Origin of the sequence: Clostridium sp. (genome assembly GCF_034179595.1) — a bacterium.
Classification (GTDB): Bacteria; Bacillota; Clostridia; order Clostridiales; family Clostridiaceae; genus Clostridium.
Genome location: NZ_JAXFPT010000084.1, coordinates 13,858 through 38,982 on the forward strand (window position 1 = coordinate 13,858; position 25,125 = coordinate 38,982).

Sequence of the window (25,125 nt, forward strand, 5' to 3'; positions counted from 1 at the left end):
TTAGATGGATAAAAAAGTAATTTTAGCAATTGAATCAAGTTGCGATGAAACATCAGCTGCTGTTGTAGTAAATGGTAGAGAAGTTTTATCTAACATAATAGCTTCTCAAATAGACACGCATAAAAAATTCGGAGGTGTTGTTCCTGAAGTAGCATCTAGAATGCACACTGAAGTTATAAATGCGGTTGTACAGGAAGCTTTAGAAAAAGCAAACATGACTTTAGATGATATAGATGCAATAGGAGTTACATATGGCCCAGGGCTTGTAGGAGCATTACTTGTAGGCCTACAATATGCTAAAGGATTATCTATGGCAACTAAAAAACCATTAGTTGGTGTTAATCATATAGAAGGACATATATCAGCAAATTACATACAACATAAGGATTTAAAACCACCTTTTGTATCACTTGTAGTATCAGGAGGACATACTTTCATAGTTCATGTAAAAGATTATGGAAAATATGAAGTTATAGGGCAAACAAGAGATGATGCAGCTGGAGAAGCATATGATAAAGTAGCAAGAGCGTTAGGGCTTGGATATCCAGGTGGACCTAAAATAGATAAATTAGCTAAAGAAGGAAATAAAGATGCAATAGCATTTCCAAGAGCTAAATTTCATGATAATACATTAGATTTTTCATTTAGTGGGCTAAAATCAGCAGTTTTAAATTATCTAAATAAAGCAAAGATGCAAAATGTTGAAGTTAATAGAGCTGATGTTGCAGCATCTTTCCAAAATGCTGTAGTAGAAGTATTAAAGGATAATGTTTTTAAAACTTGCAAAGATAAGAATTTAGATAAAATCGCAATAGCAGGTGGAGTTGCATCAAATTCAGCATTAAGAGAAGCATTAATTTTAGAAGGAAATAAAAGAGGAATAAAAATACTATTCCCAGATCCAATTTTATGTACAGATAATGCAGCAATGATAGGAAGTGCTGCCTATTTTAGATTTATAAAGGGTGAAGAATCAACATTGGATTTAAATGCTAAACCTAATTTAAAACTATAGTATAAATAGGGGGATGGATATGAAGTTACTACCTAATTCGAATAGTTTTCAAATTGTTGATATGAAAGAAAAAATTCCAAAGATGACGCTATTTAAAAGAATTATGATAATAACATTAATTGTATTGATTACTGGATTTTTAATTCAATGGGGATATGGCTTTTATATAAATGAAAGATTTGGGAGCCGAATGAAGTATACAAGAGTTAATGAAAAGAAAATGGAATACAATATTTCAGGAAGTGGAGATTTCACTGTTATTTTTGATGGTGATATAGGAATGAATTCTTATGAATGGAAAGGCGTAGCTGATGAAGTACAAAAGGAACTTGGAGTAAGAACTTTTGTATATAATAGACGTGGTTATGGTTTTAATGATTCAGGAAGTAGAATAGGCCCTAAAGAACAAGCTGAAGATTTAAAAATATTATTAAGAAAAGCAGCTGCAAGTGGACCTTATATATTAGTAGGAGAAGGATATGGAAGTTTAGTTATGACGAATTTTGCTAGTATGTATCCTGATGTAGTAAAAGGCGTAGTATTAATAAATCCATATGATGAAAATAAATCAGAAGATGGTACGAAAGAAAAAATTAAAGAAAGTGCTGATTTAATTAGGAAAAAAATAGAGTCTATTGGATCTAATTTTTCATTCACTCTATTATTAGATAAACTTGGACTAGCTAGTAGCGTTGATGACTTTGAAAATAATATTTCAGGTTTTATAGGACAAGAGTTTTCTTATAAGAAAAATCAAAGTAGTTATAGAAGTGCTGTTTACAACGAAACAAAAAATTTATATGACAAGATAGATAATAGTGAAAGAGATGGAATGTTTAAAGATATACCTTTTTATATATTAAGTAATGAAAGTGATAATTCACTTAAAAGACTTGGTGGTGGTGATTTAACATTCCAGTATAAGAGTGATTATAATGGACCAGCTTATTCTATTGTAGATTCAAAGAATGTTGAAAATGCAATTAAGAAAGTTGTTGAAACAGCTAGGAAAATTGAGAAGAAGAATTCTCAAAATAAAAATTAATGGATAGATAATAAATCTTAGGATATATTATTAATACTGAATAGGATAATCCTATTCAGTATTTTTTGTTAAAATATAAATAAAATTTAAGTAAAAATTTTCTTTTATGCCATATATTTGACACAAAACTTTTTTATACTTAAAATATGATGTATTTAAATAATTTGGAGGTATTTAATGAGTTACTTAGATGATAATACAAAGGCAAATACAAATGAGTATGGTGATAACATAGAAAAAACCAAAAGATCTAAGAAAAATGGTAGAAGAATTTTTGGCATAGGGGCACTTGTTGTTATTGTAGCATTACTTTCAGGATTTTGTGGTAGTGGCTTAACATATATTATGATGAAAAAAGATAATGTGGGTGTAGCTACTCAAACTGAAAATATAGCAAATGAAAATGCTGTTGCAGATTTTAAAAATTCACAGCCTATGACAACGCAACAAGTATTTAATAAAGTAGCACCAGCTGTTGTAATAGTTTCAACTAAAGGGTTAATGGAAAATGGCTTTACATCTCAAGAAGTCGAAGGTATAGGATCAGGATTTATAATAAATGAAGACGGAGATATTTTAACTAATTATCATGTTGTTGAAGGTGCTCAAGAAGTTACAGTAACTTTAAGTACAGGTAAAGAAGTAAAAGCAAAAGTAGTAAATTATGATCAAACACAAGATATTGCTATGATTAGACTAGAAGGTGATGTGAAGGTTCCAGCGGTTGCAGAACTTGGAAATTCAGATACTGTTAAACCAGGAGAAGAAGTTATAGCAATAGGTACTCCTTTATCAAAGGATTTTGCTCAAACAGTTACAAAAGGTGTTGTAAGTGCTGTTGGAAGAACAGTTACTACTGATAACGGTAAGCAAGTTAACTTAATTCAAACAGATGCTGCTATAAATCAAGGAAATAGTGGAGGACCTTTAGTTAATGCACAAGGTCAAGTAATTGGAATAAACACTTTAAAATTAGCTGGAGGAGCTGAAGGAATAGGCTTTGCAATTCCAATAAATGAAGTTAAATCAAAATTAGATGTTTTATCAAAACCTGTATTAACTTTAGGAGTTAAAGTTAGAGAAATAAATGAGCAACTATCAAAGAAATATGACTTACCAGAAGGTATATATGTAGTTGAAGTAGTTTCATTCTCACCAGCAGAAAAAGCAGGAATTAAATCAGGAGATGTTATAACATATTTTGATGGTAAGAGAGTAAAAACACTTGAAGAAGTAAATAAAATTAAAAACACTAAGAATGCTGGAGATAAGGTAAGTGTTAAGGTTGTTAGAGATGGCAAAACAAAGACACTTGAATTAACTTTAGAAGCACAATAAATATAATAAATGCACATCAATTTATAAATTGGTGTGCATTTTTTTATAAATAATTAATGAATTAATGAGCTTTTTATATTTTCATATGCATTTAAAGTATTTTTTGCTGTCTGTTTCCAAGAAAACTCTAAGCTTCTTTTATAACCTTTTTCAATTAAGTCATTTCTAATATTATCATTTTCAAGTACATTAAATATAGCATTAGATAACTCTTCATCTACTGAAGGGTTAATAAGAAATGCTGCATCTTTAGTAACTTCAGGAATTGATGTAGTATTAGAAGTTATAACAGGAGTTTTACAACTCATAGCTTCAAGTGGAGGCAGTCCAAAACCTTCATAATAAGATGGGTATACAAAAAGATCTGCACCATTATAAAAAATAGGAAGATCCTTATCTTCTGCAAAACCAGTAAATATAATATCATTTTCTAGATTTAAGCTTTCAACATATCTTTTTAAATTAAGCCCTTCATCTTTCAAAGAACCAACAAGAACTAATTTATATTTTTTAGATAAACTATTTTTAACTTTAGAAAATGCATTTATAAGTCCATGAACGTTCTTTCTTTTACTAAATCCTCCTATATATAATATATAAGGTTCGTTGAAACTAAATTTATTTTGAATTGTTTTTCTACATTCATTTTTATTCATAGGTACAAATTCAGAATTTGTAGAGAGTGGTGTAACAAAAACTTTGTCTTCTGGATAACCACTAAAAAATCTTAATATATCTTTTTTAGAATACTCAGAAACAGTAATTATTCCTTTAGAATTTTCTATTATGTTTGGTATATCTTTTAAAAATCTTTTTAGATAGCCTGAACCCACAGTTTCTGGCATTATATAAGGAATAAGATCATGAATTGTTACTATAGTATTTATATCGTGATTAAAAGGAAAGCCTATGCCATTTTGAGGGATATGGTATAAATCTAATTTTTTAGAGCTTATTATATTTGGTATATATTCTCTTTCAAAAAATGTGCTATGACGTCCAGAACAATAAATGAGTTCTGTATTATCTTTACTAAAATTATTATCTATTTTTCCAGTCCATATAAGAGTAAATTCATTATCTTTATTTATGTTTATCATTTCTGAAATTAAGTTTTTTGTATATGTTCCTATTCCAGTTCCAGAATGTAGATTTATACTTCTAGAATCTATGCCAATTTTCATTAAAACACCTCAATTTATCTGTATATTATAAAATATTATTCAGGATAAAATGTGTGAATGAAATCACATTAAATTATTAGTATTCATATAATAAATTAAATAAATTTTGGGAGAAGTATATGAATGAAAAGGTTATTAAAGATTTAATAGAGAAAAATTATGATTTAGAAGTTAAAAGCAGTACTAAAATTAAAAATACTTATAAGATAAGTGCAGATGAGGAATATTGTTTTAAGGTAGTAAAATATAATTTTCCTCATTTTTATTTTATTCTTTCAGCTATAGTGCATTTGAAAAATAGAGGTTTTTCAAATGTATTAGATATAATAAAAGATAAAAAAGGAAATTTATATATAGAATTACCAGATGGAAGTTATGCTTATTTAACTAAGTGGATAGAAGCAAGGCAAGCTGATTATAATGACATAAATGAATTAAAAATTGTTTCTGAAAATTTATCTAAGCTTCATCTATATAGTAGAGATTTTACTATAACTCCTCTTATGAAGCCGAGAATATATTGGCTTTCATGGATAAATACATTTAAAACAAGACGTGATGAAATACTAGATTTTGCACATAGAATATCTCAAAAGGCAAAAAAGAATGAATTTGATAATATATTTTTAAAAAATCTAAATGAAGAGATTAAAAGAGCTAATAGAAGCATAGATGGGCTTATAAATAGTGATTATGTTTCTATTATGGAAGATCATTTAATGAAAAGAGAGTTTTGTCATCATGATTTTGCAAATCACAATATATTGATAGGAAAAAATAATAAAATAAATATAATTGATTTTGATTATTGCATCTTAGATAGTCATTTACATGATTTATGTTCTTTACTTATAAGATCTATGAAATATAATAGATGGGATATTAAGAAAGCTAATATAATATTTGAAGGATATTCTAAAAATATCGAAATTTCTAAAAAAGAAAAACAGGTAATCAAGTTTTTTATGCTATTTCCACAAGATTTTTGGCAAAGAGGATTACAAGTTTATTGGGAACAACAACCATGGGGAGAAGAATTCTTTGTGCAAAAAATAAATAAATATCTAGATGATAGAAAAGCAAAGGAAGAATTTTTAGAAGATTTTTTTAATTAGGAGATGATTACTATAAATCAAGAAGTTCTTAAAAATTTTTTATTAGAAAATGATATTTATATAATAGATAAGTATTTTAAAAATAAAAGAGAAAGCATAAATATTTCAAATCATATAGATATAATAATTAATTTACAGGAAATTTTAATGAGATATCATTCTATTGAAAAGAATAGTATTTTAAGTGAGATAGGTAAGAGAGTAGATAGAATTAGTGTTATGGCTAAAAAATTAGACGAGAGATTTTATCAATTAAACTATTATGAAAAATGTGTCTTAGATAAAGTAAAGGATCAATTAAGAAAAATTGAAAATGTTGATTGTATGGATATATATAGAAGAGGAATGCTTAAAGATGAAATATGCATTGAACGAGTTGATGAAAATAATTTAAGAGTAGTAGATAGAATGGAAATAGGAAAGATAAAAAGGATTAATTTTAACATAATAGAAGATGATTTTATAAATTATTTAATTAGATATAAGAAGATATACAGCAAAGAAGCTTTAAGAGAATATGCCAAAGAGTATGTACAAAAAACAAACCTTAAAAAGAATAGTCTTCAATATATAAATTTAATGGTTGATATGCCAATAGATAGCCTTAAACATTGGTATAAAAATAGGTACGAATGGAAAGATGGAAATATTGATGAATTTAAGGTGATAGCTGAAAGGGAATTGAATTTTTAAAGGAGGCATATAATGGGCAGGGTTAAATATGAAGATAAGAAGTTTTTATGTAAATATGATTTAAGTAAAAACTTTTTTGATAAGCTAGGACTCGATATATTAGATATTACTCCTCTAAGAAAATTATATATACTAAACACCACTTCAGGAAAAAAGATATTAAAAAAAGTTGATTATGATGAGGATAGAATAAGATTTATAGATGAATCTCTTAATTATGTAAGTGAAAACTTTCCATATATAATGAAAATGAATAAACTACAAGAAAGTAAAAGTTATATAAAATGGAAGAATGAAATATATATAGTAATGGATTTGATAGAAGGAAGAGAAGCATCAATAAGCAATCCTTTAGAAGTTGAAATGTGCAGTGAAGCATTAGCTAGAATGCATAAGGCATCTCAAATGATTGAAGAAAATTTAGAAGCTAAAAATATAACTATTAAAAGATCTAATAATTTATTTAATTACTATAAGGAAATAAAAGAAGATCTTACAAAAATAAAGCAGTGGGTAAGTGGTTATACTTATAAAAATGAATTTGATAAATTATTTCTAGAAAATTGTGATAGATATATAGAAGAAATATCAAAAGTTAATGAAATGATTTGGGTTAGTGGATATAGAGAATTATTAATGAATAAAGAACTTAATTGTCTTTGTCATAATGATCTTGCAAATCATAACTTTGTTATAAATGAAAATAAAGTTAATTTAATAGATTTTGATTATTCCACAGTAGGATTAAGGACATTAGATATAGCTGATTTTCTTCTAAAATGGATTAAAAATAGTGTATTTGATATAAAAAAAGGAGAGCTTGCTTTAAAAAGTTATAGCAATATATTTAAGATAACGGATGAAGAATATAAGCTTATATATATATTAATGAGTTTTCCAAGAGATATATATTCAATAATAAAATCATATTATCATAAGAGTAAAGAATGGGAAGAAGAAGTTTTTATTCATAGGTTTATAACAAAGCTTGAAAATGATGTTTTTAGAATAAAGTTCTTAGATGATTATAAAAGATTCTATGAAGAAAAGATATTATAAAAAATGTGAGTGATTAATTTAATCACTCACTTTATTTTATTTATTTAATATATCCTTATAAGCCTCTATTGTATTTAATGCTGTGTTTTTCCATGAAAACAATCTACTTCTAGTTAGTGATTTTTTGACCATAGCTAAGACAAGTAAGCTATCACTTAAAACTTTTTGCATAGCATAACTTAAATCATCAGGGTTATGGGGGTTTATAAGTAATGCAGAATCATAGCATACCTCTGGAAGAGAAGTTTCTGTAGAGGCTATTACAGGAGTGCCACAAGCCATAGCTTCTATAGGTGGTAATCCAAATCCCTCATAAAAGGATGGATATACAAGCATTTCGCAAGCATTATAAAAATAAGGTAAATCTTCAAGTGGAACAAAGTCAGTAAATATAACATTGCTTTCTATATTTAATTTTCTAGCTCTATTTAAATAAAGATCATATGAAGGACCTTTTTTGCCTGTTATAACTAATTTAACATTCTTCTTATATGGGGGAGGTAATAATGAGAATGCTTCAATTAAGCCAAGTATATTTTTTCTTGGGCTAAACCCTCCAACATATAGTATAAAATCTGATGAAATACCATATTTTTTTTGAATATTCTTTTTGCATTGAGATTTACTCATAGGTTTATAGATTTCTTCAGCAGCTAAATAAGTTACATATATTTTTTCTTTAGGAAAATTAAATTCTTTACTTATATCTTGTTTAGAAAATTCTGATACTGTAATTATTCCATCACAAGTTCTTAAAATTTTAGGTATTTCTTCATTGAAAATTCTAAGATAATTATCGCTAACTGTTTCTGGCATTCTAAGAGGGATTATATCATGTAATGTAATAGCTTTTTTACAATTAATATTGTTAGAAAGTCCTACACCGTTTTGGGGAACATGATATAATTCCATGCTATTATTAGATAAAATATTAGGAACTCTTACCTCATCCCAAAAATTCTCCTTAACTACAGTGTCAACATTTTCAATTTTAAAGTTCTTATTTAGATTACTTAATTCTGGATTATTAGGCGTAAAAATTAAATAATCATTATTAAAATCTATATTATTTAAGCTATTTATTAATTGATATGTGTACGTACCAATTCCAGTTCCTCTATACCATTTTGCGGCTCTACCATCAATACCAACTTTCATGATTTAATCCTTTCAAAGTACTTTTAATATTATTATATCTATTTGCCTTAAAAAATGTTAATAAAACAAGTATGTGATACATATAAATATTAGGGGGTGATTAAAATGATGAGAGAATTTGAAATTGAAAGGCAATTTAACATCGAAATTGAAACTTTAAAGGCAAATAAGGGCGTATATTATTTAAAGACTAATAAAGGGGAACGTTGCTTAAAAAAGATAAATTATGGACCACAAAAACTGTTATTTGTATATGGTGCTAAAGAGCATTTAATAAATAATGGTTTTGATAAAGTAGATAAATATTTTTTAAACATAGAAGGTGAACCATATGCATTAGTAAATGAAGATTTATATACATTATCAATATGGTTAAAAGGAAGAGAGTGTGATTTTCATAAAATTTCAGAAGTAAAACTAGCTGCTGAGACTTTAGCAAAATTACATGAAGCTTCAAAAGGATACGATCCACCTGAAAATTCAAAATTAAAAAGTGATCTTGGAAGATGGCTTAATCTTATGCAAAAAAGAGTAAAATCATTAGATAAAATGAGAGATATGGTTAGAAAAAAGAGCAATAAGAGCGACTTTGATTTAATATATATTAAGTCAATGGAATTTTATAAAGAAATGGGAAAAGAAGCTTTTAATACATTACAAAATTCTAATTATCTTGGACTTTGTGAAATAGCAGAAAATGATAAGAGTTTCTGTCATCATGATTTTACTTATCATAATATTATAATTGATGAGAATGATGATGTTAATATTATAGATTTTGATTATTGCAAGAGAGAAATAAGAGCTTTTGATATATCTAATTTCATGATAAAGGTACTAAAAAGAGTTGAATGGGATTTTGAATATGCAAAAGCTATAATTGAAGCATATGATAGTGTATCTCCTATAAGAGAAGATGAATATAAGGTTTTATTAGCTTATTTACAATTCCCACAAAGATATTGGAGATTAGCAAATAGATATTATTATAATGAAGTTAATTGGGGACAAAATACTTTTGCTAAAAGACTTCAAGGAATAATAGATGAAAGAGAAAATTATTTAGCATTCTTAGAAAAATTTAAAAAAGAATACAATATTAAATAAAATAAAACTCCATCTTAAATGGAGTTTTATTTTATTTAAATCATAAACAATATTTTCTACATACAATAAAATAGAATAATATTATTTTTAGGTGATTTATATGGTTGTAGGAGATATTGTAGTTAGAAAATCATATGGTAAAGATATTTCTTTTAAGATAATTGATATAAAAGAAATAGATGGAAAGGTAACATTTATATTAAAAGGATTAAATATAAGAATTTTAGCTGATGCTGAAGATGGAGACTTAGAAAAAGTTTCGGAAGATTATTCAGGTGAAAAAGATAAAATATTAAATAGCAGAGTTAATAAAGCCATAAAAACTGCTATTTCATCTAGAGATATATATAACAGAAAAGGTATAACAAAGCCTAATAATAAAATTAGTAAGGTTTACAACAATGAAAGTGAAGAATTATTTTTTGGTAGGCCTGGCAAGATACTTCATGTTGATGGAGATAAAGAATATATGGATACTTGTCTTAAAGTATATAAACAACTCTCACTTGATGCGGTAGGTGTAGCATTAGCAGAAGAAGAACAACCTAAAAAAATAGTTGATTTAGTAAAACAAATTAAGCCTGATATAGTAGTTTTAACTGGGCATGATGGTGTTTTAAGATCAACTGAAGATTATTTAAATCTTAATAATTATAGAAACTCTATATTTTATAGAGATGCAGTAAAAGCGCTCAGGGATTATAACTCAAGTTATGATGAATTAGTAATTTTTGCAGGTGCATGCCAAAGTTGTTATGAGAGTTTATTAGATGCAGGAGCAAATTTTGCGTCTTCTCCAAGCAGGGTTCTTATTCATTGTTTAGATCCTGTATTTGTATGTGAAAAGATTGCCTATGCTAAGATTAATGAAGTTGTATCAATTAAGGAAGTCATTGATAATACAATTACTGGCATAAAAGGGGTTGGAGGTTTGCAAACTAGGGGCAAATATAGAGAAGGATATCCTAAATCATCATATATCCTATAATTAGTACTATAGAATATATAATTAATTTATATAAAGGAGAAATATTAATATTCAATTATATTATAATTTTTCCTTTATATTTTATAAATTTAGTAAAAATAAGTTAATTTTATGTTAGATGTATAAACATGATTACATTTACAAATAATAAAAATATAATAAAATCGTAGAAATATATTGACATTTTAATTATTAAGTGATAAAATTAAAATTTTATTTGACTTAATTTCTAGAAAATGGTATAATTAAAATAGAAAGAGGGTGTTTTTATGAAAACTAATAGGACAATTGCTTCAATTAAAAAAAATATTGAAGGACACCTTGGAGAAAAAGTAACATTAAAAGCTAATGGAGGAAGAAAAAAGATTCTGGTTAATGATGGAGTCTTAGAAAGCGCTTACCCTAGCATATTTGTAATAAGATTAGACAATGACGCCCAAAGAACCGTGACATATAGTTATTCAGATGTATTAACTCAAACAGTACAATTATATTTTCCAGGATAGAAAACAAAACTTCGAATTTTTCGAAGTTTTTTTCTATTTAAAAAAATATAAAAAAAAGAAAGATGGTGGGTTTCCATCTTTCAACTATGGTATAAAAGGGTATTGAGAATTTATGAGAGGTTATATGGTCAATAACCAATAACTATATTACGACAAAAAAATATATTTGTCAACAAAAATATAAAATAAATTTTAAATTTGTCTAAAAAAATATATATTTCACGAAAAAAAGTTCTTTAATATGGATAATATGGTAAAAAAATTAATAATAGATTGTAAAAAATGTTTCTTTTTAATTTCACATTAGTCATACATTTTGAATATTTTTATATAAATAGTAGTAAGTAGTTTATTAGGAGGGATTAACAAAATGTCAAAGATAGATGTGATAAAAGAAAATATACAATTTGAGCAACTTTTAAGAGAATGTGATACAACAAATATGTTAAATGAAGAATATCTTATACCTGATACTCATCCAGATGTAGAAAAAGTTTTAATGATAGAAGCAAAACCTAATATTTCTTCTAAAGAAATATTAGCAGATAAAGTTATAATAGAAGGAACGGTTGATTATAATTTATTATATTTAGCAAAGGAAGAAAACACAGTAGTTTCATCAGTAAATTATTCTCAAAAATTTAATAGTAGTTTAAATTTAGAAGAGGATGAACATAGAGTATTATGCGAAGTTGAATGTAGAGTAGAACATATTGAAGGGAAAATAATCAATGAGAGAAAAGTATCTATTGATGGAATGCTTGTTTTTAATTGGGAATTATATAATGAAAAAGAAGTAGAACTTATAAAAGATATTGAAGGAGTAGATGGAGTAGAAATTCTTAAGAAAAATGAAGTTATAAATAATACAAATGCTAATAAAAATATAGATATAGCTGGGAAATCAGTTATAAGAGTTAGTATGGATAAGCCACAAATATCTAAAATATTAAAGTCTAAATTAAATCTTCATAAAAAAGAGATAAAAGTTGGTGAAGATAAGGTTTATTGTGGATGTTATTGTACGCTTTCAATATTATACTTAAGCAATGAAAGTAAGGATATATATTATTTAGAAGATAATATATATCTATCAAAAGAAGTTGAAGTAAGTGGTGTAACTCCTGATATGATGATAACAGCTGATTATAATATAAAAAATAAGGATGTTGTTGTTGAAGAAGATGATTTAGGAGAAGCTAGAATTATTAATACAGAAGTTACGGTTGAATGTAATGTAAAAGTATTTTCAAATAAAAATGTAGATATAGTGATTGATGCATATTCACCAAAGTTTGGTATAGAAGTTTTAAAAGATGAATATGAAATGGGTATGGTTAAAGGTATCTACAATAATGAAACAATAGTAAAAGATAATATTTATATGAATGAAGGAGATATGATGCCAGAGAAAATAATAACTTTTTCTGGTAAGCCAGTAATTACTGAAAAATCATTAATAGATGATAGAGTTATAGTTGGAGGATATATAAGCTGTGAAGTTGTATATAAAACAAACGATGAAGAGAAATATCTAGAAAAGGTATCTGGTGATATTCCATTTAATGTTGGTATTGAAGCAAATGGTGTTAATGAGAATATGAAAGCTTTAGTTAAAGCTAGTATAGAAAGTATGGAAGTGGCTATAGAAGCTAATACAATTGCTATAAAAGCTAACTTAAATATGTGTGCTAAGGTTTTATATGAAGTTAGAAAAGAGTTTGTAAAAGATGTGCTAGAAGGTAGCGAAGAAGAAATACAAAAAAATGCTAGTATAACTATATATATAATTAGTGAGGGGGATACTTTATGGAACCTTGCTAAAAAATATAGTACAACAGTAGATGAAATTGTTAGGATAAATGAAATAGAGGATCCTAATTTCTTAATGGCTGGAGAAAAAATATTAATACCTGGAAGAGCAATTGTTTAACTTAATATAAAAAATAAAGAGATCTTACTAATATTTTAGTAGGATCTTTTTTTATTTCAAAGATTACTGAATAAATATTTTGTTTATAGGAAATAATATTAAACGCATGATTTGAGGTGATTATATGGAATCTAAATTAAACTATGATTTAGTTGTTATAGGTGGAGCAGAAGATAAAAATGGAAGAAAAGAAATTTTAAATGAAATATGTAACTTAATAAATAAAGATGAAGACTTACTTTTGGTAGCTACAATAGCATCTGAAATACAAGAAGAAATGGAAGATATCTATAATAGAGTTTTTAGAGAAATAGGAGTAAAAAATATAGAATTTTTAAATATAGATGATAGATCAGAATCTTATCTTGAAGAGAATGTAGAGCTTATAAAAGATTCTAAATTAATATTTTTCACAGGTGGAGATCAACTAAAAATAACTAGTCTTATCGGAGGAACTCCATTAAATAAAGCACTTATGGATGGGATGCATAATGGAAAAATAATAGTTGGAACATCAGCGGGTGCATCAGTTATGAGTGGGACTATGATTTTAGAAGGAGAAAGTGAAGAATCTCCTAAAAAATATAGTATAAATATGTGTCCTGGGCTAGGGCTTATAGAAAATGTTGTTATTGATCAACATTTTAGTCAAAGAGGAAGAATAGGCAGGTTATTAACAGCTATAGCTGAAAATCCAGGATATTTAGGAATAGGAATAGATGAAGATACAGCTATAGTTGTTGATGAAAGAAAGATTATTAAGGTTATTGGAAATGGAGCTGTATACATAATTGATGGAAGTTTAATAAATCATACAAATATATCAGAGCAATATAGAAATAAAACTTTAAGTATATTTAATGTTAAATTACATGTACTAATTAAAGGAAATAGATTTGATTTAATAAATAAGATACCTTTTGAGGAGGAAGTAGTTAGAGATGAAGATAAAAGGGATAAGGATATTTAAAGGGAGGAATATATATTCACATAGAAAGTGTATAAGAATGGACTTAGATTTAGAAGGATATTCTGAAACACCAAGCAATAAAATAGAGGGTTTTAATGATAAGCTTTTAGAACTTTTACCTATTTTAAAAGAACATAGATGTGGTATAGATGTTGAAGGTGGCTTTGTCATAAGGTTAAATGAAGGGACTTATTTATCACATATTTGTGAGCATATTATAATTGCAATACAAAATATTCTAGGTTTAGATGTTTCTTATGGAAAAGCAAGAGTATGTGAAGGAGAACATTATTATATAATTTATGAATTTATGTATGAAGATACCGCGATTGAAGTTGGAAAATTAGCTGTAAATTTAATAAATTCTTTAATAAATAAAAAAGAATTTAATTTCAAAGAAAGGTTAGAAATTATAAAAGATATTTTAAATAAAGAAGTAATAGGTCCAAGTACAGATGCTATAAAACAAGCAGCCGAAAAAGTAGGCTTGCCTGTTTTTCAAATAGATAATTCGGGTTATTATCAAATAGGATATGGAAAACAAGGGCGTATTATTGAAGCAACTATAGGCTCAAATACAACATGTGTTAGCGTTGATATAGCATGTGATAAAATGCTTACAAAAACACTTCTTAGAAGTCAAAGTATTCCAGTAGCTGATGGAGAGAAAATACACAATGTTATAGATTTGCTTAAAACAGCTCAAAGTATTGGATATCCTGTCGTATTAAAACCACAATGCGGAAATCAAGGAAAAGGTGTATTTTTAAATATTAAAGATGAGAAAGAACTTATAAATATATATAATAAATTATCAAAAAAATACGAAGATATAATAGTTGAAAAGTACGTTAGTGGAAATGATTATAGAGTATGTGTAATAAATAATGAAGTAGTAGCAGTTTCACTAAGAGTTCCTCCAAAAGTTTTAGGTGATGGCAAAAAAAGTATAAAAGAACTTATAGATGATTTAAATAATAATCCTTTAAGAGGTGATAATCATGAAAAGCCTTTAACTAAAATTAAGATTGATAATGATATGGAAGAACTTCTTCTAGAGTCAGGATATAAAATAAATAGTATTCCTAAAGTTAATGAAGAAGTTATTTTAAGAAGAAATGCAAATCTTTCTACTGGTGGAATTGCTATAGATTGCACAAATGAGATATGTGAAGAAAATAAGCAATTTTGTATAAGAGCTGCAAAAATTATAGGTTTAGATATATGTGGTATTGATATAACAGCTCCAAGCATAAGAGAATCTATAAAAGATAATGGAGTAATAATGGAGGTAAATGCTGCACCAGGAATAAGAATGCATCATTATCCATCAAGTGGGCAATCTGTAGATGTTGGAAAGGCTATATTAAACCACTTATATAATGGAAAACCTAAAAATATACCTGTAATTTCTATTACTGGAACTAATGGAAAGACTACAACTACTAGATTAATATCATATGTATTAAAACTTATGGGAAATACTGTAGGTATGACATCTACTGAAGGAATTTATATAGGAGATGAATGTATAGATATAGGAGATGATACAGGATATGATAGTGCAAAAGCTGTACTATTAAATAAGGATATAGATGTTGCAGTATTTGAAACAGCTAGAGGCGGAATGATTAAAAAAGGATTAGCTTATGATTTAGCTGATGTTGGAGTTATTACTAATATTACAGAAGATCACTTAGGTCTAGATGAAGTATGTACAATGGAAGACTTGAGTTTTGTAAAATCACTAATAATTGAAGCTGTAAAACCAAACGGATATTCAGTAATAAATGCAGATGATAATTGGAGCAGAAAATTAATAGATAGGGCTAAAGGTGAAATTATATATTTCTCTAAAGATAAAGATAATCCTTTAATTCAAAAAAATATACAAGAAGGAAAAAAAGCAGTCTTTATAGATGGAGATATGTTATGTGTGATTAACAATAATAAAAAATATAATGTACTTAAAATTGATGATATACCACTAACTTTAAATGGGAAATTATTATTTAATATAGAAAATTCATTAGCAGCATGTGCAGCATTAGTTGGACTTGGTATAGATTATTGCATGATAGCACGAGGTTTTAATAAATTTAAATTAGATAATAGGCATAATGCAGGAAGATTTAATATATATGAAGTTGATGGAAGAACTATTGTATTAGATTATGGTCATAATTTAGAAGGGTATAGAGCTATATTTCAAGCATTAAACAATATAGAGCATAATAATTTAATTGGTGTTATTGGTATACCAGGAGATAGAAGCGATAGCATGGCTATTGATATAGGGAAAATAAGCGAAGAATATTTAGATTTTATAATAATAAAAGAGGACATAGATAAAAGAGGAAGAGAAGCTGGAGAAATTGCAGATTTAATAAAATCTGGAATAAAAAATAAAGAAAAATGCAAAGTTTTATTAGAAGAGTGCAAAGCTTTTGAAGAGGCTATAAAAGTTAGCTCAAAGGGTGATATTATAATCGTATTTTTTGAGGAATTAGAACCTTTGATAAATGTTATTGAAAATTATAAAAATCATAATACTGATGAAAGAATAGCTAGTTTATAATTTTTAAATGGGCATGTAATATTTTAATAACCTTAATTTATAAGGTTATTAAAATATTATGTGTCTATTGTTTTATATTACATAAATAGACAGAGAGAATTAGCTATGATAAAATATGAGATAACATTAACGGAGAGAAGGGATATGTGTAATGAAAACAAAGGCATATGCTAAGGTTAATATAGCATTAGATGTTATAGGGAAAAGAGAAGATGGATATCATTTATTAAAAATGATAATGCAAGCTATAGATTTATATGATGAGATAATAGTAGAAAAAATAGATAAAGGAATAAAAATCAATTGTAATAAACCATATGTTCCTACTGATGAAAGAAATTTAGCTTATAAAGCAGCAAAATTATTTATAGATAAATTTAATATTAATTCAGGAGTAAGTATAACTATCAAAAAAAATATACCAGTTTCAGCTGGTTTAGCTGGTGGAAGTACAGATTGTGCAGCAGTCTTAAAACTTATGAATAGTATATTTAAAACTAATCTTACAGATCAAGAGTTAATGGATCTAGGTGTAAAGCTTGGTGCTGATGTTCCTTATTGTATAGTTGGAGGCACAGCGCTTTGTGAAGGAATAGGAGAAAAGATAACTAAAATAAAGCCTTTTAAGGATAAAATATTAGTTTTAGTAAAACCTCCTTTTGGTGTTTCAACAAAAGCTGTTTATCAAGATTTTGATTTATCAAAAGTTGTGTTTCACCCTGATGTAGAAGGACTTATTAAAAATATAGAAAAAGATAATTTAGATTATGTAGCAAAGAATATGAAAAATTTACTTGAAAATGTTACTCTTCTAAAGTACAAAGAAATAATTTCAATTAAGCAAGCTATGATTGAAAATGGATCAATTGGAAGTATGATGAGTGGAAGCGGACCAACTGTGTTTGCATTCTTTGATGATATGGTTAAAGCACAAAAGTGTTATGATGTAATGAAAAAGAAATATAAGGATACTTATATAACAAGAACTATATAAAAAATAATAAAATATTTGTATAAAACTCTCTTAACTGGTAATACTCATTAATAGTTAAGGGGGTTTTTATTATGAAGAAAGTATTTTATTTATTTACATTAGTTATAGGTTTAATGGTATTCTTAGGGTGTACAAGCAGTGAAATGAATAGCATCAATACAAATAGTGAAATAACATATGATTATGATAGTGTTCAAGATGAAATAATTAGATTTCATGTAATTGCAAATAGTGATAGTGATAAGGATCAACAATTAAAGCTAAAAGTAAGAGATGAAGTAATAAAATTTCTTTCTCCATTATTAGATCAATCATCTAGCATAGAAGAATCAAGAAAAATTCTTAAAGAAAATGATGAAGAAGTTAAAAAAATAGCTAAAAAGGTTATAGAGGAAAATGGGTATAAATATAGTGTTGAAAGTGAGCTTTCAAGAGAAAACTTCCCTGAAAAAATATATGGTAATATAGTTTTACCGCAAGGAGAATATGAAGCTTATAGAATTTTAATAGGAAAATCATCAGGTCAAAATTGGTGGTGTGTAATGTTTCCTCCATTATGTTTTGTAGATGTAACTAAGGGAGAAGTTGCATATAATGAAACAGAAAGACAAATGAATGAAGTTGTTAATAACAAAAATAAACAAGATGATAATGAAGAGGACAATAAGCAAGATAATGACAAGGTTTTAGAAAATAATATTGATGAAAAAATTAATCAAACTATAGTTGATAATGAATCTGTAAAAGAAATAGATATAGAAGATGATAAGGATAATATTACAATAGATAAAAATAGCATTAAAGTAGATAAAGATGATAAAGAAAATATTACAGTAGATAAAGATGAAATATCTAATGATATATCTGGTATGGACTTAGAAGTTAATGATTTAGAAAATGATGATAAAAAAATAGAAGATGATACAACTATTCAAGAAGATAATTATAATGTTAAACTTAAAAGCGTAGAATTAATAAAAGGTTTATTTAAATAATTACAATAAAATTTAACTTGATAAAATGAATAAAGAATCATAAACTATAATTATTATAAAATTATAAGACTATAAAAATGTGTAGCTATAATAAGTAAAATGATATATAGACACATGATGTAAAACGAAGAAGGGAGCAGAATGATTTGCAAAAAAAAGCAGTTATTAAAATAGTTAGTAATGCAACTATGGAAAATGATGAACTTATAGAAGTAGTTACTCCTGGTAGTTTAAAAAAAGAAAATGATGAAATAGTTGCAATGTATAAAGAAACTGAAATATCTGGAATGAGTGGAACAGATACAAAGCTTAGAATTGGTGATGAATATATAATTCTTGAAAGAGAAGGAACTACATCAACAAAGATGCACTTTGAAAAAGGTAAACCAACAATTAGTTTATATAATACACCTTATGGAATGTTAGAATTAACAATTCAAACTAAGAAATTAGATATAGATATAACAGAAGATGGTGGAGATGTTGAAATAGATTATGAAATGCAAGTAGCAGGACAACCACCGATTAAAACAAAATTAAAGTTAAATATAAAAGCATAAAATTTACCTCATTAGATCAATATTATTTTGGTTTAATGGGGTATTTTTTGTGTATTTGAAATAAATTTTGAAATTAAATATATAAAAAATATGGGAATTTGTTTAGAAAATAATAATTTTAAGAATTATTATTTGAAAAAAAGATAAAATAAAAAGAAAAACAAAAAATATAAATAAATTGTAAAAAAAATATGACTAGATATTCAAAATTAAATGTGATAACATATTGCCTATGTTATTTGAATAAATTTTTTTAGCGCAAATACCCCATAAATAAAATTTACGGGGTAATATCTATTATAACTTAAAAAAAATAAATGTCAAGAACTTTTTTATTAGGAGGAACTGAGATGAACAAGAGGACAAAATATGTATTTGTAACAGGTGGAGTAGTTTCAGCATTAGGAAAAGGAATTACAGCAGCATCACTTGGTAGATTATTAAAAAATAGAGGAGTAAAAGTATCAATACAAAAATTTGATCCATATCTAAATGTGGATCCAGGTACAATGAGTCCATATCAACATGGTGAAGTATTTGTAACTGATGATGGAGCGGAAACAGATTTAGATTTAGGACACTATGAAAGATTCATTGATGAAAACTTAACTCAAAATAGTAATGTAACTACAGGTAGAATATATTGGTCAGTTATATCAAAAGAAAGAAGAGGAGAATATTTAGGCGGAACAGTTCAAGTAATACCTCATATAACTAATGCAATAAAAGAAAAAGTTTATAGAGTATCAAAAGAAAGAGACGTAGATGTTGTGATAACAGAAATTGGCGGAACAGTTGGAGATATAGAATCACAACCTTTCTTAGAAGCAATAAGACAAGTAAGATCAGAAGTAGGTTCAGAAAATGTTTGCTTTATACACGTTACTTTAGTTCCATACCTTGGAAAGGCAGGAGAACTTAAAACTAAACCAACTCAACACTCAGTTAAAGAATTAAGAAGTATAGGAATACAACCAGATATAATAGTATGTAGATCAGAAAAAGAATTATCAGAAGATATTAAAAATAAAATAGGATTATTCTGTAATATAGAAGGAAAATCTGTTATACAAAATTTAGATGCTGAACACCTTTATGAAGTGCCTTTAATGTTACATAAAGAAGGTTTAGATAATTTAGTTTGTGAAAAATTAAATCTTGGATGTAAAGATATAGATAATTCAGAATGGATAGAGATGGTTGAAAAGATAAAAAATCTACAAAATGAAGTTACAATAGCTCTAGTTGGAAAATATGTTGAATTACATGATGCATATATATCAGTAGTAGAAGCTTTAAGTCACGGAGGACTTGCAAACAATGCAAATGTAAATATTAAATGGGTAAATTCAGAAGAACTAGAAAGCCAAGATGTAAATGAAGTTTTATCTGGAGTAAGCGGAGTTTTAGTTCCAGGTGGATTTGGAGATAGAGGAGTAGAAGGTAAGATAGAAGCTATAAGATGGGCTAGAGAAAATAAAGTACCTTTCCTTGGAATTTGTCTTGGAATGCAATGTGCAGTTATTGAATTTGCAAGAAATGTTGTAGGACTTGAAGGTGCACATAGTTCAGAATTAAATCAAAATACAAAATATCCAGTTATAGATATTATGCCAGAACAAAAGGATATAGAAGACATGGGTGGAACAATGAGACTTGGATTATATCCATGTAAATTAGACGAAGAAACAAAGGCATATGAAGCATACAAAGATGAAGTTGTATATGAAAGACATAGACATAGATATGAATTCAATAATGAATTTAGAAAAGAAATTACTGAAAGCGGAATGACAATCTCAGGAACAAGCCCAGATGGAAGATTAGTAGAGATAGTTGAAATAAAAGATCACCCATGGTTTGTTGCAGCTCAATTCCATCCAGAATTAAAATCAAGACCAAATAGACCACATCCATTATTTATTGATTTTATAGAAGCTGCTTTAAATGAAAAATAAAAAAGTTATGATAAAGATAAGGTATTCTAAGAATTTTAGAATACCTTATTTTGTTTTTGGATAAGATTATTAATATAATTATTATAAGATGAATCTTTTAAATTAATTATAAACAAATACTTTAAATATATTGCAAACATAGAGTTATTGAAGGATAATAAAAATAAAGTCAGAATGTCTAATAGCTTACCTTAAAAATTCCCTAAGAATAGATTTAAGTTTTTATATAAATATTTAACTGAATATGGAGGTGTCATTTTGACAAGAGAAGTTTACGAAGGTATGACGTTAGCAAGTTTAAAAGAAATTGCTAAGGAATTAAATATAAAAAATATATCAAAATATAAAAAGAGTGAATTAATAGATGAAATAATAGAAAATAAAGTAAATTCTATAGAAAAAGATGGTGTTATATTAAAAGAAAAAATAGCACCTAAGGTGAGAAATAATACAAATAATTATCAAAGTATGGGAAGAGTACAGTCTCAAAATGATAGAAACAATATTCAAGGGGAAAAACAACATAATTCTGCAGAAAGAAAAAATTATAATCAAAATGATTTAGATCAAAGTGTAACGGTATCAGGTATTTTAGAAATTCAGGAAAATAATAGTTTTGGTTTTTTAAGAGGAAAAAATTGTTTAAGTAGTAATGAAGATGTATATGTATCTCCTGCTCAAATTAGAAGATTTAATTTATTAACTGGAGATAAATTAGAAGGAAAGGTTAGAGAACCTAAAGAAGGAGAAAAATTTAAAGCTTTAATATATCTAGAAAAAGTAAATGATGAAAGTCCGGATAAAGCTATAGGAAGAACAAGATTTGAAAAACTAACACCAATTTATCCAAAAGAAAGAATAAAACTTGAAAGAAAAGATGAAAATGATCTTTCAACAAGATTAATGGATATAATATGTCCGATAGGTAAGGGACAAAGAGGGATGATTGTTGCGCCACCAAAGGCAGGTAAGACAACTCTTCTAAAAAAATTAGCTCAAAATATATCAAAAAATTGTCCAGAGGTTAAGCTTATAGTTCTACTTATAGATGAAAGACCAGAAGAAGTTACAGATATGCAAAGATCAATAGATGGGGAAGTTATTTATTCAACTTTTGATGAAGAGCCTCAAAATCATGAAAAGGTATCTAAAATGGTATTAGAACATGGTAAAAGAAGAGTTGAGCAAGGTCAAGATGTTGTAATACTTTTAGATAGCTTGACAAGACTTTCAAGAGCATATAATTTAACAATAACTCCAACAGGAAGAACATTAACAGGGGGATTAGATCCTGGAGCATTAATAATGCCTAAAAAGTTCTTTGGCGCTGCAAGAAATATTGAAGAAGGTGGAAGTTTAACAATTCTTGCAACAGCTCTTGTAGATACTGGTTCAAGAATGGATGACATGATATTTGAAGAATTTAAAGGAACAGGAAATATGGAAGTTCATTTAGATAGAAAGCTTCAAGAAAGAAGAATATTCCCTGCCATAGATATTTATAAATCAGGAACAAGAAAAGAAGATCTATTATTAACTGAAGAAGAAAAAGAAGTTGCATTTGCAATCAGAAAGATTATGTATACAGACGGAAATGTAGAAAATGTAACTGAAAATCTTATCAAAATGCTAAGTAAAACTAAAAATAATGAAGAGTTTATAAAGGTGTTTGAAAAAGCTAATATTTAAAAGTAAAAAAATAATACAAAAGTTATTTAACTTTTGTATTATTTTTTTTATAAGTCAAATCATTTACTATATCAACTATTGAAGTTTGAGAATAAGTATTTGATAAATCTTCTAATTTATGTTTCATATTTTCTAAAATTGAACTATCTTTAATTAAAGAATTTATAAGTGGATTTATTTCTTTTATATTATTAGTTGATAGTGCATAACCTTCTTTAGTTAAAAATTCAGTATTTTCCTTTTCTTGACCAGGTATTGCAAATGGTATTATTAAAGGTAGATTTTTTGCAATTGACTCAGTAACTGTAAGTCCACCTGGTTTTGAAATTATAACATCTGAATATTCCATAAATGAGGCTATATCGTTAGAAAATCCTAATATGTGTAGCTTTTTATTTTTATAATTTTTATTACAATGATCCATTAAGTTATTTTTTAATGAGATATTATTACCACAAACAACTGTAATTCTAAGCTTATGTTGATTTTCTAATAGTTCATCAAGAACATAAGAAATATTTTTTAACCCCATACTTCCACTCATAAGCAAGATATTGAAATATTCTTTATTTTTTATATAAGGAATGTTTTCATCTCTATCAAAAAAAGATTCTTTTATAGGAATACCTAGAGGGTAAATCCTATTTCCTTCTATATTCTTATCTATTAATGATTTCTTGGTATAATCGCTACCTGTTATGTAAATATCTACATTTTTACTAATATAAGAATAATGAGCTTTAAAATCTGTAACAACTGATATAAAAGGTATGTCTAATCCTTCTTCCTTTAATTTATTTACTATACCAACACCAAGTGGATGAGTTGATATTATTAAATCAGGTTTTTCAGATTTTATTAGATTGTAAAGTCTTTTTCTTATAAATAAAAATGGTATATTAATTAATATGTTTGTAAATCTATTATTTGTTAATCTATAAATAAGTCCGTAAATACTTGGAAAACTCATTGCAGATACTGTATATCCATTTATTATAATGTTCGTTAAAAATCTACTACTATTACTTAAGAAGTCATATTTAATACATTTATAGTTGTTTTTTTGAAGCAAATCAGTAAGAGATTTAGCAGCTTGATTATGACCTTGTCCAGTAGAAGTGGTTAATATAATCACTTTTTTCATTAATTTCACTCGCTTCATTTAATTTTTATACAGATATAGTCTAACATTATTTTAATATAAATAAAATGAATATTTAGTAAAAAGAAAATGGGAAAGACGTTAAGTCTTTCCCTAAATTTCTTACTTATTAAGGTTGAATCTCTTGTTGAATTTATCAACTCTTCCACCAACATCAACGATTTTTTGTTTACCAGTGAAGAATGGGTGGCATTTAGAGCATATTTCTACTTTAAGTTCTTCTTTAACTGAACCAGTTGTAAAAGTATTTCCACATGCACACTTAACCACTGCATCGTGATGGTATTCTGGATGTATGCCTTCTCTCATGTTTTTCACCTCTTTATATTTTAGTTTTATTGCACTAATGTACAATAAATAACTACTAGAGTATATCATAGTAATATAAGTTCAGTCAACAAAAGATAAGATTAAAAAAAACTTTTTATAGAGAATTATAAATGCTATAATCATTATTAATCAAAACGCAAAAGGAGAGAAAAATTTTGAGTAAATTATATTTTAGATATGGGGCCATGAATTCAGGAAAATCAACACATTTAATGCAAGTTGCTCACAATTATGAAGAAAGAGGAATGAGAGTTTTATTAATGAAACCTTCAACAGATAAAAAAGGTGGAACTAAACTTGTATCTAGACTAGGAGTAGTTAGAGAAGTTGATATTGTAGTTGAAAGTAACGAAAATATTTGTGATATAGTTAAAAATAATATTAAAGAGTATGGGAAATTACATTGCATTCTAGTAGATGAAGTTCAATTTATGAAAAAGGAACAAATAGATCAATTATTTGAAGTTGCAGTAACTTTAGATATTCCTATAATATGTTATGGATTAAGAACTGATTTTAAGATGCAAGGTTTTGAAGGTAGCGAAAGATTATTATTACTTGCACATAGTATAGAAGAAATGAAAACTATATGTAAATGTGGAAATAAAGCTATAATGAATGCAAGAAAAATAAATGATAAATTTGTTTTTGAAGGTCAACAAGTAGCTATAGATAATATAGATGATGTTCATTATGAATCCTTATGTGGGGAGTGTTATTTTAAATATAAAAAACAAATATAAGGAGG

Annotated in this window: 21 protein-coding genes and 1 pseudogene; 18 read left to right on the forward strand and 4 right to left on the reverse strand. The window is 26.7% G+C overall.

Annotated features, from left to right (window positions below):
* Positions 1–4 precede the first annotated feature (4 nt).
* The 3 genes from tsaD (at position 5) to SPJ33_RS10170 (ending at position 3,398) form a co-directional block, all read left to right on the forward strand.
* A complete protein-coding gene (gene tsaD / locus SPJ33_RS10160) occupies positions 5–1,015 on the forward strand; it encodes a tRNA (adenosine(37)-N6)-threonylcarbamoyltransferase complex transferase subunit TsaD (RefSeq protein WP_321117848.1) in 1,011 nt (336 codons plus the stop codon).
* 19 nt (positions 1,016–1,034) lie between these two features.
* Positions 1,035–2,060 carry an alpha/beta hydrolase gene (locus SPJ33_RS10165; protein ID WP_321117849.1) on the forward strand — a complete coding sequence of 342 codons (1,026 nt, stop codon included), beginning with the start codon at positions 1,035–1,037 and terminating at the stop codon, positions 2,058–2,060.
* Between the two features lie 177 nt (positions 2,061–2,237).
* On the forward strand, positions 2,238–3,398 hold the full coding sequence (locus tag SPJ33_RS10170; RefSeq protein ID WP_321117851.1) for a S1C family serine protease: 1,161 nt from the start codon (positions 2,238–2,240) through the stop codon (positions 3,396–3,398).
* Between the two features lie 53 nt (positions 3,399–3,451).
* On the opposite strand, the gene SPJ33_RS10175 is transcribed toward SPJ33_RS10170, so the two are convergent.
* Complete coding sequence (locus tag SPJ33_RS10175) at positions 3,452–4,582, reverse strand: glycosyltransferase family 1 protein (protein WP_321117852.1); 1,131 nt, start codon at positions 4,580–4,582, stop codon at positions 3,452–3,454.
* Between the two features lie 119 nt (positions 4,583–4,701).
* Between SPJ33_RS10175 and SPJ33_RS10180 the strand changes: the two genes are divergently transcribed.
* Genes SPJ33_RS10180 through SPJ33_RS10190 form a run of 3 tightly spaced genes read left to right on the forward strand, consistent with a single transcriptional unit; the run spans position 4,702 to position 7,449 of the window.
* Complete coding sequence (locus SPJ33_RS10180) at positions 4,702–5,697, forward strand: CotS family spore coat protein (RefSeq protein ID WP_321117853.1); 996 nt, start codon at positions 4,702–4,704, stop codon at positions 5,695–5,697.
* A gap of 3 nt (positions 5,698–5,700) precedes the next feature.
* Positions 5,701–6,390, forward strand: coding sequence for a hypothetical protein (locus SPJ33_RS10185; RefSeq protein WP_321117854.1), 690 nt, complete (start codon positions 5,701–5,703; stop codon positions 6,388–6,390).
* Between the two features lie 12 nt (positions 6,391–6,402).
* Complete coding sequence (locus SPJ33_RS10190) at positions 6,403–7,449, forward strand: CotS family spore coat protein (protein ID WP_321117855.1); 1,047 nt, start codon at positions 6,403–6,405, stop codon at positions 7,447–7,449.
* A 36-nt stretch (positions 7,450–7,485) separates the two neighbouring features.
* Here the strand turns inward: SPJ33_RS10190 and SPJ33_RS10195 are convergent, their stop codons facing one another.
* Positions 7,486–8,607 carry a glycosyltransferase family 1 protein gene (locus SPJ33_RS10195; protein ID WP_321117856.1) on the reverse strand — a complete coding sequence of 374 codons (1,122 nt, stop codon included), beginning with the start codon at positions 8,605–8,607 and terminating at the stop codon, positions 7,486–7,488.
* A gap of 105 nt (positions 8,608–8,712) precedes the next feature.
* Between SPJ33_RS10195 and SPJ33_RS10200 the strand changes: the two genes are divergently transcribed.
* The 11 genes and pseudogenes from SPJ33_RS10200 to rho all read left to right on the forward strand — a co-directional run bounded on the left by SPJ33_RS10200 (position 8,713) and on the right by rho (position 22,885).
* Positions 8,713–9,714, forward strand: coding sequence for a CotS family spore coat protein (locus SPJ33_RS10200; protein WP_321117857.1), 1,002 nt, complete (start codon positions 8,713–8,715; stop codon positions 9,712–9,714).
* A 100-nt stretch (positions 9,715–9,814) separates the two neighbouring features.
* Positions 9,815–10,702: a sporulation peptidase YabG gene (yabG, locus tag SPJ33_RS10205; protein ID WP_321117858.1), complete on the forward strand. Its 888-nt coding sequence runs from the start codon at positions 9,815–9,817 to the stop codon at positions 10,700–10,702.
* 269 nt (positions 10,703–10,971) lie between these two features.
* The gene (locus SPJ33_RS10210) at positions 10,972–11,208 is read left to right on the forward strand and encodes a Veg family protein (protein ID WP_321117859.1); all 237 of its coding nucleotides are present in this window, start codon (positions 10,972–10,974) and stop codon (positions 11,206–11,208) included.
* A gap of 370 nt (positions 11,209–11,578) precedes the next feature.
* Positions 11,579–13,141, forward strand: a complete 1,563-nt coding sequence (locus SPJ33_RS10215; RefSeq protein WP_321117860.1) for a DUF3794 and LysM peptidoglycan-binding domain-containing protein — start codon at positions 11,579–11,581, stop codon at positions 13,139–13,141.
* 124 nt (positions 13,142–13,265) lie between these two features.
* Complete coding sequence (locus SPJ33_RS10220) at positions 13,266–14,111, forward strand: cyanophycinase (protein ID WP_321117861.1); 846 nt, start codon at positions 13,266–13,268, stop codon at positions 14,109–14,111.
* Positions 14,083–16,689 (forward strand): cyanophycin synthetase, encoded by a 2,607-nt coding sequence (gene cphA, locus SPJ33_RS10225; protein ID WP_321117862.1) that lies wholly within the window; start codon positions 14,083–14,085, stop codon positions 16,687–16,689. The genes SPJ33_RS10220 and cphA overlap by 29 nt, the downstream gene beginning before the upstream one ends.
* Before the next feature lie 151 nt (positions 16,690–16,840).
* Complete coding sequence (ispE, locus tag SPJ33_RS10230; protein ID WP_321117863.1) at positions 16,841–17,683, forward strand: 4-(cytidine 5'-diphospho)-2-C-methyl-D-erythritol kinase; 843 nt, start codon at positions 16,841–16,843, stop codon at positions 17,681–17,683.
* Between the two features lie 71 nt (positions 17,684–17,754).
* Positions 17,755–18,399 (forward strand): annotated as a pseudogene (gene spoIIR, locus SPJ33_RS10235) (stage II sporulation protein R); the annotation flags it as partial.
* A 425-nt stretch (positions 18,400–18,824) separates the two neighbouring features.
* On the forward strand, positions 18,825–19,238 hold the full coding sequence (locus SPJ33_RS10240; RefSeq protein WP_321117864.1) for a DUF1934 domain-containing protein: 414 nt from the start codon (positions 18,825–18,827) through the stop codon (positions 19,236–19,238).
* 350 nt (positions 19,239–19,588) lie between these two features.
* Positions 19,589–21,196 (forward strand): CTP synthase, encoded by a 1,608-nt coding sequence (locus SPJ33_RS10245; protein WP_321117865.1) that lies wholly within the window; start codon positions 19,589–19,591, stop codon positions 21,194–21,196.
* A 258-nt stretch (positions 21,197–21,454) separates the two neighbouring features.
* Positions 21,455–22,885, forward strand: a complete 1,431-nt coding sequence (gene rho / locus SPJ33_RS10250) for a transcription termination factor Rho (RefSeq protein WP_321117866.1) — start codon at positions 21,455–21,457, stop codon at positions 22,883–22,885.
* Between the two features lie 22 nt (positions 22,886–22,907).
* Here rho and SPJ33_RS10255 read toward each other — a convergent pair whose 3' ends face one another.
* Together SPJ33_RS10255 and rpmE are read right to left on the reverse strand one after the other, a co-directional pair.
* Positions 22,908–24,029 (reverse strand): MGDG synthase family glycosyltransferase, encoded by a 1,122-nt coding sequence (locus tag SPJ33_RS10255; protein WP_321117867.1) that lies wholly within the window; start codon positions 24,027–24,029, stop codon positions 22,908–22,910.
* 120 nt (positions 24,030–24,149) lie between these two features.
* Entirely contained in the window at positions 24,150–24,356 is a 207-nt protein-coding gene (gene rpmE / locus SPJ33_RS10260; RefSeq protein ID WP_321117868.1) for a 50S ribosomal protein L31, read from the reverse strand.
* Between the two features lie 176 nt (positions 24,357–24,532).
* Between rpmE and SPJ33_RS10265 the strand changes: the two genes are divergently transcribed.
* The gene (locus SPJ33_RS10265) at positions 24,533–25,120 is read left to right on the forward strand and encodes a thymidine kinase (RefSeq protein ID WP_321117869.1); all 588 of its coding nucleotides are present in this window, start codon (positions 24,533–24,535) and stop codon (positions 25,118–25,120) included.
* Positions 25,121–25,125 lie beyond the last annotated feature (5 nt).